Annotated in this window: 14 protein-coding genes; 6 read left to right on the top strand and 8 right to left on the bottom strand. The window is 32.4% G+C overall.

Annotation, left to right across the window (positions count from 1 at the left end):
- The first annotated feature begins 65 nt into the window (after positions 1-65).
- Positions 66-2516, top strand: coding sequence for an endopeptidase La (lon, locus tag DZ60_RS0101495; RefSeq protein WP_025739863.1), 2451 nt, complete (start codon positions 66-68; stop codon positions 2514-2516).
- Between the two features lie 109 nt (positions 2517-2625).
- Here lon and mreB read toward each other — a convergent pair whose 3' ends face one another.
- A complete protein-coding gene (gene mreB / locus DZ60_RS0101490) occupies positions 2626-3651 on the bottom strand; it encodes a rod shape-determining protein (protein WP_025739862.1) in 1026 nt (341 codons plus the stop codon).
- 352 nt (positions 3652-4003) lie between these two features.
- Between mreB and cmk the strand changes: the two genes are divergently transcribed.
- The gene (cmk, locus tag DZ60_RS0101485) at positions 4004-4708 is read left to right on the top strand and encodes a (d)CMP kinase (RefSeq protein WP_025739860.1); all 705 of its coding nucleotides are present in this window, start codon (positions 4004-4006) and stop codon (positions 4706-4708) included.
- A gap of 24 nt (positions 4709-4732) precedes the next feature.
- Here cmk and DZ60_RS0101480 read toward each other — a convergent pair whose 3' ends face one another.
- Complete coding sequence (locus tag DZ60_RS0101480; protein ID WP_025739859.1) at positions 4733-5083, bottom strand: hypothetical protein; 351 nt, start codon at positions 5081-5083, stop codon at positions 4733-4735.
- Between the two features lie 212 nt (positions 5084-5295).
- A complete protein-coding gene (locus tag DZ60_RS0101475; protein WP_025739857.1) occupies positions 5296-5673 on the bottom strand; it encodes a LysM peptidoglycan-binding domain-containing protein in 378 nt (125 codons plus the stop codon).
- Between the two features lie 148 nt (positions 5674-5821).
- Between DZ60_RS0101475 and DZ60_RS0101470 the strand changes: the two genes are divergently transcribed.
- The 3 genes from DZ60_RS0101470 to DZ60_RS0101460 are packed head-to-tail and all read left to right on the top strand — an operon-like array spanning position 5822 to position 8109.
- Positions 5822-6607: a tRNA pseudouridine synthase A gene (locus tag DZ60_RS0101470; RefSeq protein ID WP_025739856.1), complete on the top strand. Its 786-nt coding sequence runs from the start codon at positions 5822-5824 to the stop codon at positions 6605-6607.
- Positions 6608-6614: 7 nt separating this feature from the next.
- Positions 6615-7253 (top strand): MOSC domain-containing protein, encoded by a 639-nt coding sequence (locus DZ60_RS0101465; RefSeq protein WP_025739854.1) that lies wholly within the window; start codon positions 6615-6617, stop codon positions 7251-7253.
- 52 nt (positions 7254-7305) lie between these two features.
- Positions 7306-8109: an aldose epimerase family protein gene (locus DZ60_RS0101460; protein WP_025739852.1), complete on the top strand. Its 804-nt coding sequence runs from the start codon at positions 7306-7308 to the stop codon at positions 8107-8109.
- 179 nt (positions 8110-8288) lie between these two features.
- Here the strand turns inward: DZ60_RS0101460 and recQ are convergent, their stop codons facing one another.
- The 4 genes from recQ to epsC all read right to left on the bottom strand — a co-directional run bounded on the left by recQ (position 8289) and on the right by epsC (position 13010).
- Positions 8289-10424: a DNA helicase RecQ gene (recQ, locus tag DZ60_RS0101455; protein ID WP_025739851.1), complete on the bottom strand. Its 2136-nt coding sequence runs from the start codon at positions 10422-10424 to the stop codon at positions 8289-8291.
- A 93-nt stretch (positions 10425-10517) separates the two neighbouring features.
- A complete protein-coding gene (locus DZ60_RS0101450; RefSeq protein WP_025739849.1) occupies positions 10518-11240 on the bottom strand; it encodes a hypothetical protein in 723 nt (240 codons plus the stop codon).
- A 94-nt stretch (positions 11241-11334) separates the two neighbouring features.
- Entirely contained in the window at positions 11335-12219 is an 885-nt protein-coding gene (gene cysM / locus DZ60_RS0101445; RefSeq protein WP_025739847.1) for a cysteine synthase CysM, read from the bottom strand.
- Entirely contained in the window at positions 12219-13010 is a 792-nt protein-coding gene (gene epsC, locus DZ60_RS0101440; RefSeq protein ID WP_025739846.1) for a serine O-acetyltransferase EpsC, read from the bottom strand. The genes cysM and epsC overlap by 1 nt, the downstream gene beginning before the upstream one ends.
- Before the next feature lie 246 nt (positions 13011-13256).
- Here epsC and DZ60_RS0101435 point away from each other — a divergent pair, with 246 nt between their 5' ends.
- On the top strand, positions 13257-13937 hold the full coding sequence (locus tag DZ60_RS0101435; protein WP_025739844.1) for a DUF2461 domain-containing protein: 681 nt from the start codon (positions 13257-13259) through the stop codon (positions 13935-13937).
- 43 nt (positions 13938-13980) lie between these two features.
- Here DZ60_RS0101435 and DZ60_RS0101430 read toward each other — a convergent pair whose 3' ends face one another.
- The gene (locus DZ60_RS0101430; RefSeq protein ID WP_034228316.1) at positions 13981-14871 is read right to left on the bottom strand and encodes a hypothetical protein; all 891 of its coding nucleotides are present in this window, start codon (positions 14869-14871) and stop codon (positions 13981-13983) included.
- Positions 14872-15041: the final 170 nt, after the last annotated feature.

Raw genomic sequence — 15041 nt, 5'->3', positions numbered from 1 at the left:
TTTCAAAACGTTAAATAAAAAAAGAGTCTTTTGTCGTTGTGACAAAATGACCTTGATATATACATATGGCTAAAACCAAATTTACAACACTTGACAGTTTGTCATTTCAGGGCATAGAAGAAGATGCAGAGTTAATACCTTTAATGACTCCTGAGGATGAAGAAGAAATAAATAAAGAAGATTTACCTGAAGTGTTATCGATTCTTCCTCTTAGAAACACAGTTTTATTTCCTGGAGTAGTTATTCCTATTACTGCAGGAAGGGATAAATCTATAACGCTTCTTAATGATGCAAATAACGATAACAAGACCATTGGTGTAGTTTCTCAAAAAGAAGAAGGTGTAGAAGACCCTTCTCTTAAGGATATTAATAAAGTTGGTGTTGTGGCTCGTATTTTAAGGGTGCTTAAAATGCCTGACGGAAATACTACGGTTATTCTTCAAGGAAAAAAACGATTTAATATAGATGAGATTGTTGAAGAACAACCCTATATTAAAGCCAAAGTAAGAGAAGTCCCTGAAGCAAGACCAGAAAAATTAGACAAAGAATTTAATGCAATTATTGATTCGATCAAAGATCTGGCTTTAGAAATTATTAAAGAGAGTCCTAATATTCCTACAGAAGCATCTTTTGCCATTAAGAATATAGAAAGTAATTCTTTTTTGATCAATTTTGTTTCTTCTAATCTAAACCTTCCTGTAGAAGAAAAACAGAAACTTTTAGAGATTAATGATTTACAAGAGCGAGCCTTGGCTACCTTAAAATTCATGAATGTCGAATTTCAGAAGTTAGAATTAAAGAATGATATTCAGAATAAGGTGCAGCATGATATGAGTCAGCAGCAACGTGAGTATTTCTTGCATCAACAGATGAAAACCATTCAGGAAGAACTTGGTGGTGTATCGCATGAGGATGAAATCGAAGAAATGCGACAAAAGAGTAAAGATAAAAAATGGGGAGAAGACGTAAAGAAACATTTTGACAAAGAACTTGCTAAAATGCAACGCATGAATCCGCAAGTAGCAGAATATTCAATACAACGCAATTACCTTGACTTATTTCTCGACTTACCATGGAATGAATATAGTACAGATAAATTTGACTTAAAACAAGCTAAAGAAATTCTGGATAGAGATCATTATGGTTTAGATGAAGTAAAAAAACGTATTATCGAATACTTGGCTGTTCTAAAGCTTCGTAATGATATGAAGTCTCCTATTTTATGTTTATACGGACCTCCTGGGGTAGGTAAAACATCCTTAGGTAAATCTATAGCAGAAGCATTAGGAAGAGAATATGTGAGAATTTCATTAGGAGGATTGCGTGATGAAGCAGAAATACGCGGACATAGAAAAACCTATATTGGCGCTATGCCAGGTAGAATAATACAAAGTCTTAAAAAGGCAGGAACAAGTAATCCGGTATTTGTATTAGATGAAATAGACAAACTATCTGTAAGTAGTCAAGGCGATCCATCCTCTGCCTTATTAGAAGTTTTGGATCCTGAACAGAACTCAAAATTTCATGATAATTTCTTAGAAATGGGATTTGACCTTTCTAAAGTTATGTTTGTTGCAACTTCAAATAGTTTAGGGACAATACAACCTGCACTTCGTGACAGAATGGAGATTATTAATGTTACAGGGTATACAATTGAAGAAAAAGTTGAAATTGCAAAACAACACTTATTACCTAAGCAGTTAAAAGAACACGGACTAAATAAATCTCACATCAAAATAGGTAAAGTACAATTAGAGAAAATTGTAGAAGGATATACGCGTGAATCTGGTGTTCGAGGATTAGAAAAGCAAATTGCGAAAATGGTCCGATATGCAGCCAAGAACATTGCTATGGAAGAGGAGTATAATGTCAAAATAAGTAATGAAGATGTTATAGAAGTTTTGGGAGTGCCTAGGTTAGAGCGCGACAAATATGAAAATAATGAAGTTGCAGGTGTTGTTACAGGGCTTGCATGGACAAGTGTGGGTGGTGATATCTTATTTATAGAATCAATTCTTTCTAAAGGAAAAGGAGTACTTACTATAACCGGTAACCTAGGGAAGGTAATGAAGGAATCAGCAACAATTGCTATGGAATATATCAAAGCAAATGCAGATGATTTAGGTATTAATCCAGAGATTTTTAGTAATTATAATGTGCATATTCATGTTCCTGAAGGAGCAACGCCAAAGGATGGTCCAAGTGCAGGAATTACGATGTTAACATCTTTGGTGTCATTGTTTACACAACGTAAAGTAAAGAAAAGTTTAGCCATGACTGGCGAAATAACATTACGAGGAAAAGTATTACCTGTCGGTGGAATAAAAGAAAAAATATTGGCAGCCAAACGAGCGCATATAAAAGAAATTTTACTTTGTGCAGATAATAAAAGAGATATTGAGGAAATAAAATCAGAATATCTTAAAGGACTTAAGTTTCATTATGTTAAGGATATGGAAGATGTTCTCAAACTTGCTGTTACTCGTACTAAGGTTAAAAATGCCAAAAAACTTTAAGTATACATAGTGCAAACAAATAAATACGCCGTGTTTTATAGAAAAACACGGCGTATTTATTTGTTAGAATTTAATCGGGTAGAGAAGAGCTATGCCTATATAAACTGTGTTATATAAGAACACAATTATAGCGGTTTAGATTTGTTAGAATTTTATTACTACCGTTAATAACAGCTTTTAATGGCTTTTCACCAAGATGTATGGGTAACTCAGTATTTCTTGATAATCTTTTGTCTAATCCTCTAAGTTTTGACCCACCACCTGTTAAGTATATGCCCGAATTATAGATGTCAGCAGAAATTTCTGGTGGAATTTCGGATAAGGTTTCTCTAATGGCATTCTCTATTCGTGTTATTGATGTATCTAGGCTTTTTTCGATTTCAGTATGGGATAAGTGTATTTGTCTTTTTACACCTGTCGATACGTCTCTTCCTTCTATTTGTATTGTTTCTGGAGGATTGTCTAAAATGGGAAATGCCGATCCTATTTCTATTTTTATTTTTTCGGCCAAAGATTTTCCGATATGTAGATCATGATATTCTCTGATATAGTTTACGATATCCTGATCAAAAACATTTCCTGCAATCTTTACAGATTGTCCACTTAGAATTTTCCCTAGGGATATTATAGCTATTTCTGTTGTCCCACCACCAATATCAATAATCATATTTCCTTTGGGAGCGAGGATGTTAAGACCACTACCAATAGCTGCTGCGATAGGTTTATGTACTAGAAATATATTTTTGGCATTTAATCTTTTTGCAGATTGCCGTACTGCTCTAATTTCGACATTGGTACTTCTACAAGGAATAGAAATAATCATACTATATGAGGTAGAAAATAATTTGGTAGAGAGTGAAGATGTTTTTTTGATGAACGTTTTTAGCATTTTCTCAGAGGCATCAAAATTAGAGATAACTCCATTTCTAAAAGGGTAAATAGTTCTTATATTCTTATTGATTTTATCTTTTGTTGTTAATGCATCTTTACCCACGGCAATAATTTTTCCAGTAAGTTTATGAATAGTTATTATTGAAGGGTTATCAATGGTGATTTTTCCTTTATATACAATTAGTGTATTAGATGTACCTAGATCTAATGCAATTTTTTGGTTAAAAAAATCAAAGAAACCCATGGCTTTATAGGTATTTTGGTTAGTCTATTTTGTTGGCTAAAACCGTAGTTTTAATAGTGGTGTTTAATCGTTGAAGTGTGCGTATTATTAAAGTAATAACCAATGATTCTTTATAATTATTGCTTAATTAAGAGTTTTTAACATTATTAATTATTAAAAAAGTAGTTTATATTGAAAATCATTGAATAGTTGTTTTCAGACTATTTAATGGTATTGTCTAATATTACAAGGAGAAATTTAAATTCTTAGGTAAGGAGATTTTTTTTTAAACCAATAGATGTTTTTTGGATATTTTATTTTAGGTTATTTTTGACAAAAGTACTTTTGGCGGATCACACTAAACTCAACTATATTGAAAGATAAAAATATTATAATTGCTATTGACGGACATTCTTCTACAGGAAAGAGTACAGTAGCAAAACAATTGGCAAAAGCATTGGGGTATATTTATGTAGACACAGGGGCTATGTACAGAGCGGTTTCTTTATATGCCATGAGAAAAAATTTTATTAATGAATTTACATTTGATAAAGAAGCTTTAGAACAAGATCTTCCTGCTATCAATATTACATTTGAGATGAACCCTGAAAAAGGACTGGCAGAAGTTTTGCTAAACGGAGAAAATGTAGAGCATATTATAAGAACCTTGGCTGTTTCGAAACATGTTAGCAAAATTGCAGCTATATCAAAAGTTCGTAAAAAATTAGTCGAGCAACAGCAAAAAATGGGTGTGAATAAAGGAATTGTAATGGATGGAAGAGATATTGGTACGGTGGTTTTTCCTGATGCAGAACTTAAATTATTCATGACAGCTACCGCCAAAGATAGAGCAGAACGCAGATTTATAGAGCTAAAAGAAAGGGGAGAAGACGTAACCTACGAAGCTGTATTAAAAAATGTAGTCAATCGTGATCATATCGATAGCACACGAAAAGACTCACCCCTTAGAAAAGCTGAGGATGCTATAAAAATAGATAACTCTAACCTTACCCTACAAGAGCAATTTGATCATATATTACAGATTGCAAAAACTGCTATAAGTGAAAATGTTGTTTAAAAAACAGTAAGAATTATAACGTAACTAGTATCCAGAAGATATGTTCGTGTCTTTTAGGTCGGTATCTTGTACTTCACTTAATTTATACATTCTCATTTCTTTCTTAACCCATTCGATTAACTTAACCTTGGTGTTATCACTATCGAGAATTAATACACGATTCAATCGCAATATATGCTCATCTATTTCTTGATAAACCTGTATTGAATTGTCATACACAGCATAAAATGGTTTATCAGATAAAACTTTATACGTTTTTCCATTATTCAGTATAATCTGATCTTTATACTCATAAATAATTTTTATGTCGGAGTCTGATTGCGCGAAACTATTAAAGCAAAAGAATAGCAACAAAAGAAGTAGTTTTCCTTTCATGATTGTGGTGATTTTAGGGTTTTGTGATTTTACGTAAACAACAAAAGTACAAAAAATATGATTTCATTAACTATTTAATTCCCTGTTTTTTAGTAGAAATGAAGGAATAACCCTATTGTTTTGGCTATAAAACTGTAATTTTCTTAAGAAAATCATAAAAAAAGGACCACAAAAATTGCAGTCCTTAATTTTTTAATAAAACGAATTTTATTCTATAAATTAGGAATAATAAGTTCCTGATCAGGATGTATAACATCTGGATTTTTGAGAATATTTGTATTCGCTTCAAAAATTGCTTTATATTTCATTGGGTCATCATAATAATGCTTTGCAATCTTACTTAATGACTCACCACTTTTTACAATATGTCTATGATATACCGAAGTGTCGGCAACATCAATATCGGCCATGATATCTGATGGAGACTCACCGCCAATCTCTTTTATTTTATCCCAAAGTTGGTTCTTTTCATACTGTGTTTTTGCAGTACCTTTTATTTTTAAAGTACCATTTTCTTCAGATACGTCACCATTCTGAATGTTAAGCGCTTGTCCTAAATCCAGAACACTTTGGTATTTTGATTTTACCATAACTAAAGTTGATTTTTAAATTAGTAATTGATTCTACTCAAATATAATAAATATATGATATTTGTTAACATATTTTGGTTATTAAAAATTCTAGAATAATCGTCGAAATACAGATTTTGTCTATATTCACCACCTAACCGTATATTTAATGTTTCGTAAACGTTTTTATTATATCATACAGCTGCAATATCTGGGGTTCAGATATCATGGATGGCAAAAGCAACCGACTGTAAATACATTGCAGCGCATGGTAGAACGTACTATTGCATATGTACTAGAACATAAAAAATTTAAAGTTCTAGCAGCAGGAAGAACAGATGCAAAAGTTTCTGCCAATCAAGCCTATGTAGAGCTTTTTGTTGAGGAGACTCCTCTAGATATAGATATGTTTTATCCATTGTTTAATCAAAATCTACCGCAGGATATAAGAGCTTTGGGAATTGAAGAGACTGACGCTTCTTTCAATATAATACAGTCGCCCAAATGCAAGGAATATTTATACCTTTTTTCTTGTGAAGGGAAGTTTCATCCCTTTTGTGCTCCTTTTATGTATAATGTAGGCGAGGAGCTTGATATTTCTTCAATGCAGAAAGCTGCAAAACTTTTTGAAGGAAAACATAATTTTAGATCTTATTGTCATCGTCCTACAGAAAATACAATTCTACATGGTGAAATTATGCATTGTGAAATCAAAGAAAATGATGTTTTTACGGCTAATTTTTTTCCCGAAAAAAGTTATTTATTGCAAGTAAAAGGAGAAGGATTTAAAAGAAATCAAATCCGTTTAATGATGGGAGTATTGTTTGATTTGGGAAAAGGAAAAGTAGATATTGATTTTATAAAAAAAACACTAGATCCTAATGCAGAAAAAATTACATTAGAACATATTGTTCCGGGTTCTGGATTAATCCTAAATTCTGTAGAATTTAAATAATACCTTTATGAAAATTATATCAACCAATATTGCAGTTCCTCGAACTATTTCTTGGAGAGGAAAAGATGTTAAAACCGGAATTTATAAATCTCCAGTCGAAAATCCCTTGTATTTGGATGTAGAAGATGTAAAAGATGATAACGTAATTGATAGACGATATCATGGCGGAGTGGATAAAGCGTGTTACTTATATTCTATGGATAATTACTCTTTTTGGCAGAAGAAATATCCCAATTTGGATTGGAAATACGGGATGTTCGGAGAAAACCTTACGGTAGAAGGGTTTAGTGAAAGCAAAGTTAAAATAGGTGCAATATATAAAATAGGAACAGCGATTGTTCAGATTTCTAGACCCCGACAACCATGTTATAAATTAGGAGTTCGTTTTGGTACCCAATCAATAATAAAACAATTCATAAATTCATTGCTTTCGGGAGTATATGTAAGAGTTTTAGAACCAGGGTTTGTAGGTGTTACTGATGAGTTTATAATTGATAAGGTTCCTGAGGAGGGAGTTTCTGTAGCCGAATTAAATACCTTGATGTTTCACTATGATCGTAACCTACATGAGAATCTTGCAAAAAAAGCTCTTTCGGATCCTTTGATTTCTGAAAGTGATAAAAAATATTTTAGAAAAAAACTGTAATATTTTATTACTTATAAAAATAAAAGCTCACCCTTATTGAAAAAATTAACAAATGAAATCGAAATACACACTAGAAAACACTTTTAATAAATCACAAATAGTGATAGACAATGGAGAGTTAATAAGTTTTATTTTTGAGGGTACAGAGATCATGCACCAAAAAGGAGATCCAGGGTGGGGGAGTACAGAAATAGAAATGTTTCCTATAATTGGTCCAACGAAGGAAAATAATTTTACTATTGCTACTCCCAAAGGAATAGCAAAACTAGACCAACATGGCATACTAAGAGCTATGGAGTATGTTCTTGTAAAAGAAACATCAAATATTCTTAGTTTTTCTAAAGTATATAAAGCAAATACTTCAGTAAGAAATCCTAAATTTCCCCAAAAATCAACTCAAGAATTTTTGGATTGGCCCTACGATTTTGAATTTACAAAAACTTATCAATGGGTAGAGGGGGCGTTACGCATTACATTTGATATACACTCAGAGATTGATATGCCCCTAATGTTAGGTTTTCATCCAGCTTTTAAGATATATGACACGAACATATCTATTGGTTCTACAGAAAGTGAGAAATATTCCTTAGATGACGTTTTGTTAAGGGGGTCTTCTGCATTACAGGTTAAGAATAGGAATCATGTACGAGTAGAAAATAATGGTGAGGTTTCATTGATATTAGAAACGAAGGGTTTTTCGCATTTTATGCTCTGGACAGAAGTAAAAAATATGATTTGTATAGAACCAATTACTTTTTATCCAGCCAGTGTCCCAGAAATTGAATTAGTCAAGGGATTTGATAAAAGTAATGGACATAATACATATGAGATGATCATTTCTCCTTCATTGGTCTAATACCATTTCTATCTTAAAATGCCCCGATAAAACTTGCTCTTTTTCGTTGATGCTTCAAAATAAAATATAACCGTAGCTAATATTACCAGTCTAGTAAATTAGATGTAGTCAAATTTTATATTACCTGAATATAGTGTTTTTACATTTGTATTTTAGGTATAATCAATAATCTGTTAGATTTACACTTTCTTAGTGGTTTCATTATTTTTTAGAATAGTAAGTGCAATTTTTAAAGTATTGTAATCCATGGCTTGTTCAAAATGATCAAAATAAGGCTTGAGAGTACCAGGATCATCGAGTTCAATTTTTGCTTTTCTAACAGATTCTATATCTGCAGTACTTATAAATTGATTAAGGTCAACATCTTCACCACTCTCATGCAATTTGAGAATATGAGAAAAAACAGTAGATTGGGCTAATTGACGTTTAATAGCTATTTCTTCAATTGATAGTCCTTCTTTATAGAGTTCTAATGTTTCTTTGTGTGTGTTTCCTTTTTTGGGGCCTCCTTTTTTTTTCTTTTTAGTTTTTTCAGAAGAAAAGTCAATGATTGCTTTTATAAAATCACTACCATAATTTTGCATTTTCTGTCGTCCTACACCACTAATCTGCATAAACTCAGTGTCTGTCATCGGCCTAAATTTTTCCATTTCTTTAAGAGTTGCATCATTAAAGATTTGATAAGCAGGAATTCCTGCTTCTCTTGATAATTCGAGACGAAGTAGTCTTAGTTTTTCGAATAAATTGGGAGCAGCGCCTTTATCTTCTTTTTGGGTTATAACTACCTCTTTTCTTTTTTCAAATTCTTTAAGGTTAGCAAGGCTTACTTTTTCACCATCAAACAACACTTTTTTTGATAATGCTGTAAGTCTTAATACATTGTTTTTATGAAATGCAATTTCTAGATACCCTTGATTTATTAATTGTATGATATATTGTTGCCAATCTCTCCATGCAATATCTTTTGAGATACCATATGTTTTTAAATTTTGGTATCCATTATCAACTATAGTAGCATTTTGAGAACCACGCATGATATCAATGATCGTTCCTATTGGTTCTTTTTCTTTTACTCTAAAAACGCAGGATAGTGCTTTTTGTGCGATAACAGTACCATCGATAAAAACAGGAGGGTTCTTACATACATCACAATTACCGCAATCTTCTTCTATTAATTCACCAAAATAGCTTAACAAAATCTTTCGTCTGCAACTCAAAGAATCTGCATACTGCTTCATGCGATCCAACTTGGCTAGTTGCACTTCTTGATTACCAGACATATTAGCAAATTTTTGTAATTGTACTACATCTGCATAACTATGAAATAGAAGGGTTTCTGATGGTAAGCCATCTCTACCAGCTCGCCCTATTTCTTGATAATATCCTTCAATGTTTTTTGGTAAATTATAGTGAATTACCCATCTTACGTTTGATTTGTCAATGCCCATACCAAAGGCAATTGTTGCACATACGATTTCTATGGTGTCATTTATAAAATGCTCTTGGGTTTTTGATCTTTTTGCATGATCGATTCCTGCATGATATGCTTCTGCCTTAAACCCATTATTTTGTAATTTTTCTGCAAGCATTTCAGTAGTTTTTCTACTTAAACAATAGATAATCCCACATTCATTTTTTTTATCTTCTAGAAAATCAAGTATTTGTTCTATTCTTTTGTTTCCTGGTCTTACTTCTAAACCCAGGTTTTTTCTGTCAAATGAGGCCAGATGTTGTAACGCATGAGGAATATTAAGTTGATTACAGATGTCTTGACGCGTAGCTTTATCTGCGGTAGCCGTTAGGGCAATAACTGGTGTATTCGGAAACTTGTTTTTTAAGTATCCCAATTGCGTATAGGCAGGTCTGAAGTCGTGGCCCCAAGCCGAAATACAATGGGCCTCATCAATGGCAATTAAACTAATTTCTATTTGAGAAAATATAGCATCTAGAAAACTTAAGCTCTCTGGCGCTAGGTATAATAACTTAATGTTTTTTTCTAATAGATCTTTGTAAATTTCTTGTTGTTCATTTTCATTTTGACTACTATTTACAAAAGCAGCTTTGATACCGTTTGCTTTTAATCCGTCTACCTGATCTTTCATTAATGCAATCAAAGGAGAAATTACCAAGGTAATTCCGGGTAATAATAATGCCGGAAGTTGGTAGCAGATGGATTTTCCGCCTCCTGTAGGCATAATTACCAGATTGTCTTTTTGGTCAAAAATGGCATCAATGATTTCTTCTTGTAGCGGTCTAAAGCTATCATACCCAAAATATTCTTTGAGGGTATCAAAAATTTGTTGTTTTACAGGCATATTTACAAAGAAACGAAAATAGCTTTTTAAAATAAACAGAATTTTTGTGAAGTAGTGAAGAAAACTATATCTAGATTAGATTTAGTTGTTTTTTTAATACTTTTTTTCTTCTTCTATAGGAACAGCAGTCAAAGAAATCAAAAAGTTGCACGCATTATAAAAATCTCCTTCTGTAGGAGCACCCATTCGCACTACTCTGTAATTGGTTGTGTCATTTCCTTCTAAAACCCATTCTGACTTATCATTTGCCATAGCATCCCTACCTAACTCCATGTTTAAGAAATCTGCTTTTTCTACAAATGCTGTAAAATCTAACCAATCCTGCTCGGTTATTGATTTTGAATCTTCAACAATAAGGGCTTCAGGTTTATATCCTCCTGCACCATCTAGCATTTTCCAGTATACATGATATTCTCCACCATTTTTTTCTATTCGAATCGCCATTGGTTTGTCATACATGCGTAGCCACGTAAAACGATATGAATGTTTATCGGTCTTTTTATTGAATAACAACGGTTCTTTCATTGCAAATAAATAGACAGAATACCATTCGATAATCTGATTGTCATATTTCTGCTCAACCTCTGTGGTATTAATGCTGGATCCACCATCATCCATATCAAAAAACTCCATCATTCTTTGAGGAAACATTTCTTTAGGGAAATAGTGTTGTTGCTTATGGATTGGTACATTATCTGCACTTACGCTAATGGTATCAGTAAGGAATTTGTTTATATCTTGTGTAAACCCATTATAGTTTGAGAGAGAAATAATAAATATCGTTAATAGCTTACATGTATTTTTTAAAATCCCCATAACAACTGCAGTTTTCTTATGTGTAAAGTTGGTTTGAATTTAAGCGTATCATTGTTATTACTAAATATATATAATTTTCTGTGAAAATTATGAATTATTCGAATAAATCTGAACTTAAATAACGATCCCCTCTATCACAAACAATAGCAACCAAAACACCTTTTTTAATACTTTCTGCAAGTTTTAATGCGGCCGCGACTGATCCACCACTACTCATTCCAGAAAATATTCCTTCTTCTTTTGCAAGGCGTTTTGCCATTTCTGTAGCTTCTTCTTGACTTACTTCTATAACCTGATCGACTTTATCAGGGTTAAAAATTTTGGGTAAATATTCCGCTGGCCATTTTCTGATCCCAGGGATACTTGATTCATCTGTTGGTTGTACTCCCACAATCTGAACTTCTGGTGATTGCTCTTTAAGGTAGGTTGATGTCCCCATAATGGTGCCTGTTGTCCCCATAGATGATACAAAGTGGGTAATTGCACCATTGGTATCTTTCCATATTTCTGGTCCTGTTGTTTTATAATGTGCTTTCCAGTTATCATCATTTGCAAACTGATTCAACATTATAAACCCGTCATTCGTTACTTTAGATTCAGCATAGTCTCTTGCTCCTTCGATTCCTACATCAGCTGATGTCAAGGTAACTTTTGCACCATAAGCACGCATGGTTTGTACACGTTCTTTAGTAGCATTTTCGGGCATTACTAATTCTATATGTAGTTTAAAAATACCAGCTATCATTGCTAAGGCAATACCCGTATTACCACTTGTAGCTTCTATTAGTTTGCTATTTTGATCTATGTCTCCTCGATCCAAAGCGGATTTTATCATGTTATAGGCTGCACGATCTTTTACGCTACCTCCTGGATTATGGCCTTCGAGTTTTAGAAATAATGTAATATTTGGGTTTTTTACTAGGGAAGACGCTTTTACTAAAGGCGTATTTCCGATAAGGTCTAATATAGTATTCGGCATTAAACTACTTTTTTTATTTTAATCTCAGCGGTATTAGAAATAATAGAATTTTCTGGTACTGAGGATGTGATCCAGGTATTTCCTCCAATAGTACTATTAGCACCTATTGTTGTTGCGCCGCCAAGAATCGTGGCATTGGCATATATGGTTACATTATTTTCTACTGTTGGGTGGCGTTTTACATTACGTAGTTTTCTATCTACATAAAGTCCACCAAGAGTTACTCCTTGATAAATTTTTACATTATCTTTTATAATTACGGTTTCTCCAATCACAATTCCCGTAGCATGATCTATAAAAAACGATTTTCCTATTTCTGCAGCAGGATTAATATCGGTTCCCGTAAGTCGATGAGAGTATTCTGTCATTAATCTAGGGACCAATGGCAATCCAAATTTTAATAATTCATGACTTAATCTATATATAGCAATGGCATAAAATCCAGGATATGCCATGTATACTTCTTCTATAGAATTGGCTGCAGGATCACTCTTGATAAATGCTTTAGCATCTAACGTTAGTTTTTCTAAAATATTCGGTAACTGCTCAAGATAAGATTGCCATAATTTACTGCATGGTTTTGAAGTTTCCCAACACGCTAAATCCACCAATTCTTCAAAAGTTTTTTCGAGAATATCTATGTTTTTAGCTACTTCTGTATCCGTATCAAATAAGGTGTAAAAAAGTAGATTAGTGAAGTATTCTGTTCTTTCCTTTAGTTTTAACTTAAGGTTTGGATTTTTCTTCTGCTCCTCGATTTGTGCAACAATCTTAGCTCTTTCTTTATTCATCGCTGTTCATTTAAAAACGAAGTAAATATAAATATAATATTACTAGATTAAATCCAGATTCTAAATAAATAGCAGCATTTTATTAAAGTTGTAACAAGTTTTTAAAGAAACGAGCAAAAGAGTAAAAATATCATACTAAAGATATAAACTATTCTAGATTTTATTACTTTTATAGGTATAGAATAAAGAAAGCACTAAAGACTTGATACATTCTATATTGTTTTAAGAAAAAAATCATTGGTATAAATGAGCACATTATCAAAATCAATTTTTGAATTTTTAGAAGATCTAAAACAAAATAATCATAGGGATTGGATGCAAGAGCATAAAAAAAGGTATCAATCCAATGAAAAAGAATTGAAGGCATTTTATACTTCTGTTACTGAACGATTAAATCAAGAAGATGAAATAGAAAAAACCAAGGTTTTTCGTATCAATAGGGATATCCGTTTCAGTAAAGATAAAACACCATATAATGTACATAGAAGTGTTAGTTTTAGTAGAGCTGGGGCACACCGCAGAGGTGGATATTATCTTAGATTAGAACCGGGTAATTCACTTATGGCAGGAGGTTTTTTTGGACCTGAACCTGCAGATTTATTGAGAATTCGAAAGGAGTTTGAGATGGATGCGACAGAAATACGAGATATTTTGGATCAACCTGACTTTAAAAAGGCGTTTAGCGGGTTTAACACGGCATATCAAGTCAAAACAGCTCCTAAAGGTTTTAGTAAAGACCATGAGGCTATTGATTTGATTAGAAATAAATCCTTTTTTGTAGAACATAAATTTACCGATACCCAGGTATTAGCTCCTGATTTCTTAGAGAAACTCATATACCATTACAGCTTATTACGTCCGTTTTTTGACTATATGAGTGATGTATTAACAACCGATCTTAATGGGGTTTCACTGATTCAGGATTAATAGAATAATGACGTAGTAGTGTTTTTGTTCTTTTGGTTCTTTATTAGGAGGTGGTCATTGTTTTTAGCTCATTAGGCCTACTTTTATTTTTACTATTAATGGTTTGCAATTTTTGAATATAAATAACCAAAAGAGGAATTAATCCATGCGGTAACCTAAAAATGGTTTGATAAAAATTCTGATGGATAGACTGCAGAGGAAACTCCCAATAAAAATTTGCTATTGTTCTGGCAAGTGCGGTTAATATACCCCATATCACTGCGTACCACAAGGCATATTTTTCTATTTTGGGAATAAAAATGAGAGCCGCAATAACAAAATCAATAATTCCTGCACTGTATAAAAATAGAATAGCTTTAGATTCTGTACAATTAAATATATGTATGACCATATCTATAAACTTACCGGGTACTGGGTAAAAACCAAAGGCATAGAGCCCATGTGAAAAAAAAGTCAATGCGATCATTATTTTAAGAATTATGATAAGCCTTTCTTTCGATAGTTTTTTATTATAACTAAGTAATAGAACAAAAGGTAGCCCAAATTGAATACTATGCTCAAAAAACTGGGCAGTATGATAAAACTTTTCTTTTGTAAGTAATAAGCTCAGAAGAACCAAACTTACTCCCCCTATTAATATAGGAAACCGCAACCATTTTATTGTTTTTGATGTTAGTAATAAAGCACTTAAGGCTGCCATGCCATATATAATACCTTTAATCTTTATAGCATTTTGTATATAGTAATCAGTTCTTTTACTAGTAGCGTAGTGTTGCCATGGTGTATTAAAAAAACCTTCTATGATTGGTTTTAAGAATGATTCATTCCAAAAAAAAGATCTATATGGTGCATCCCAAAAAAGATGTTGCCAAGCTCTCCCTATAAAAATTAAGAATACACAAATTTTTAGAATCTGTTGAGTTTTTGCTGTCATACCTACAAAGTAAAAGCTAACCATGTTACTAAGTAGTGAACTCTTGGTTATCCTTATGATAAGAAGTTGTTATGTGATTTATTTTTTAATTAAGAAATTTTCTTAAGCTGTTTAGTTAGTTGTTTTAAATTAATTTAGGAATATTCATTAACTCAACCAATTTAGTATAT

This window comes from Aquimarina pacifica (genome assembly GCF_000520955.1).
Taxonomy (GTDB): Bacteria; Bacteroidota; Bacteroidia; order Flavobacteriales; family Flavobacteriaceae; genus Aquimarina; species Aquimarina pacifica.
This window is presented reverse-complemented; position numbering and strand designations above follow the sequence as displayed.

Excerpts from the sequence above, each read along its gene's own strand:
- lon (WP_025739863.1), top strand. The coding sequence starts at position 66 with ATGGCTAAAACCAAATTTACAACACTTGACAGTTTGTCATTTCAGGGC.
- mreB (WP_025739862.1), bottom strand. The coding sequence starts at position 3,651 with ATGGGTTTCTTTGATTTTTTTAACCAAAAAATTGCATTAGATCTAGGT.
- DZ60_RS0101480 (WP_025739859.1), bottom strand. The coding sequence starts at position 5,083 with ATGAAAGGAAAACTACTTCTTTTGTTGCTATTCTTTTGCTTTAATAGT.
- DZ60_RS0101475 (WP_025739857.1), bottom strand. The coding sequence starts at position 5,673 with ATGGTAAAATCAAAATACCAAAGTGTTCTGGATTTAGGACAAGCGCTT.
- DZ60_RS0101470 (WP_025739856.1), top strand. The coding sequence starts at position 5,822 with ATGTTTCGTAAACGTTTTTATTATATCATACAGCTGCAATATCTGGGG.
- DZ60_RS0101465 (WP_025739854.1), top strand. The coding sequence starts at position 6,615 with ATGAAAATTATATCAACCAATATTGCAGTTCCTCGAACTATTTCTTGG.
- DZ60_RS0101460 (WP_025739852.1), top strand. The coding sequence starts at position 7,306 with ATGAAATCGAAATACACACTAGAAAACACTTTTAATAAATCACAAATA.
- recQ (WP_025739851.1), bottom strand. The coding sequence starts at position 10,424 with ATGCCTGTAAAACAACAAATTTTTGATACCCTCAAAGAATATTTTGGG.
- DZ60_RS0101450 (WP_025739849.1), bottom strand. The coding sequence starts at position 11,240 with ATGGGGATTTTAAAAAATACATGTAAGCTATTAACGATATTTATTATT.
- cysM (WP_025739847.1), bottom strand. The coding sequence starts at position 12,219 with ATGCCGAATACTATATTAGACCTTATCGGAAATACGCCTTTAGTAAAA.
- epsC (WP_025739846.1), bottom strand. The coding sequence starts at position 13,010 with ATGAATAAAGAAAGAGCTAAGATTGTTGCACAAATCGAGGAGCAGAAG.
- DZ60_RS0101435 (WP_025739844.1), top strand. The coding sequence starts at position 13,257 with ATGAGCACATTATCAAAATCAATTTTTGAATTTTTAGAAGATCTAAAA.
- DZ60_RS0101430 (WP_034228316.1), bottom strand. The coding sequence starts at position 14,871 with ATGACAGCAAAAACTCAACAGATTCTAAAAATTTGTGTATTCTTAATT.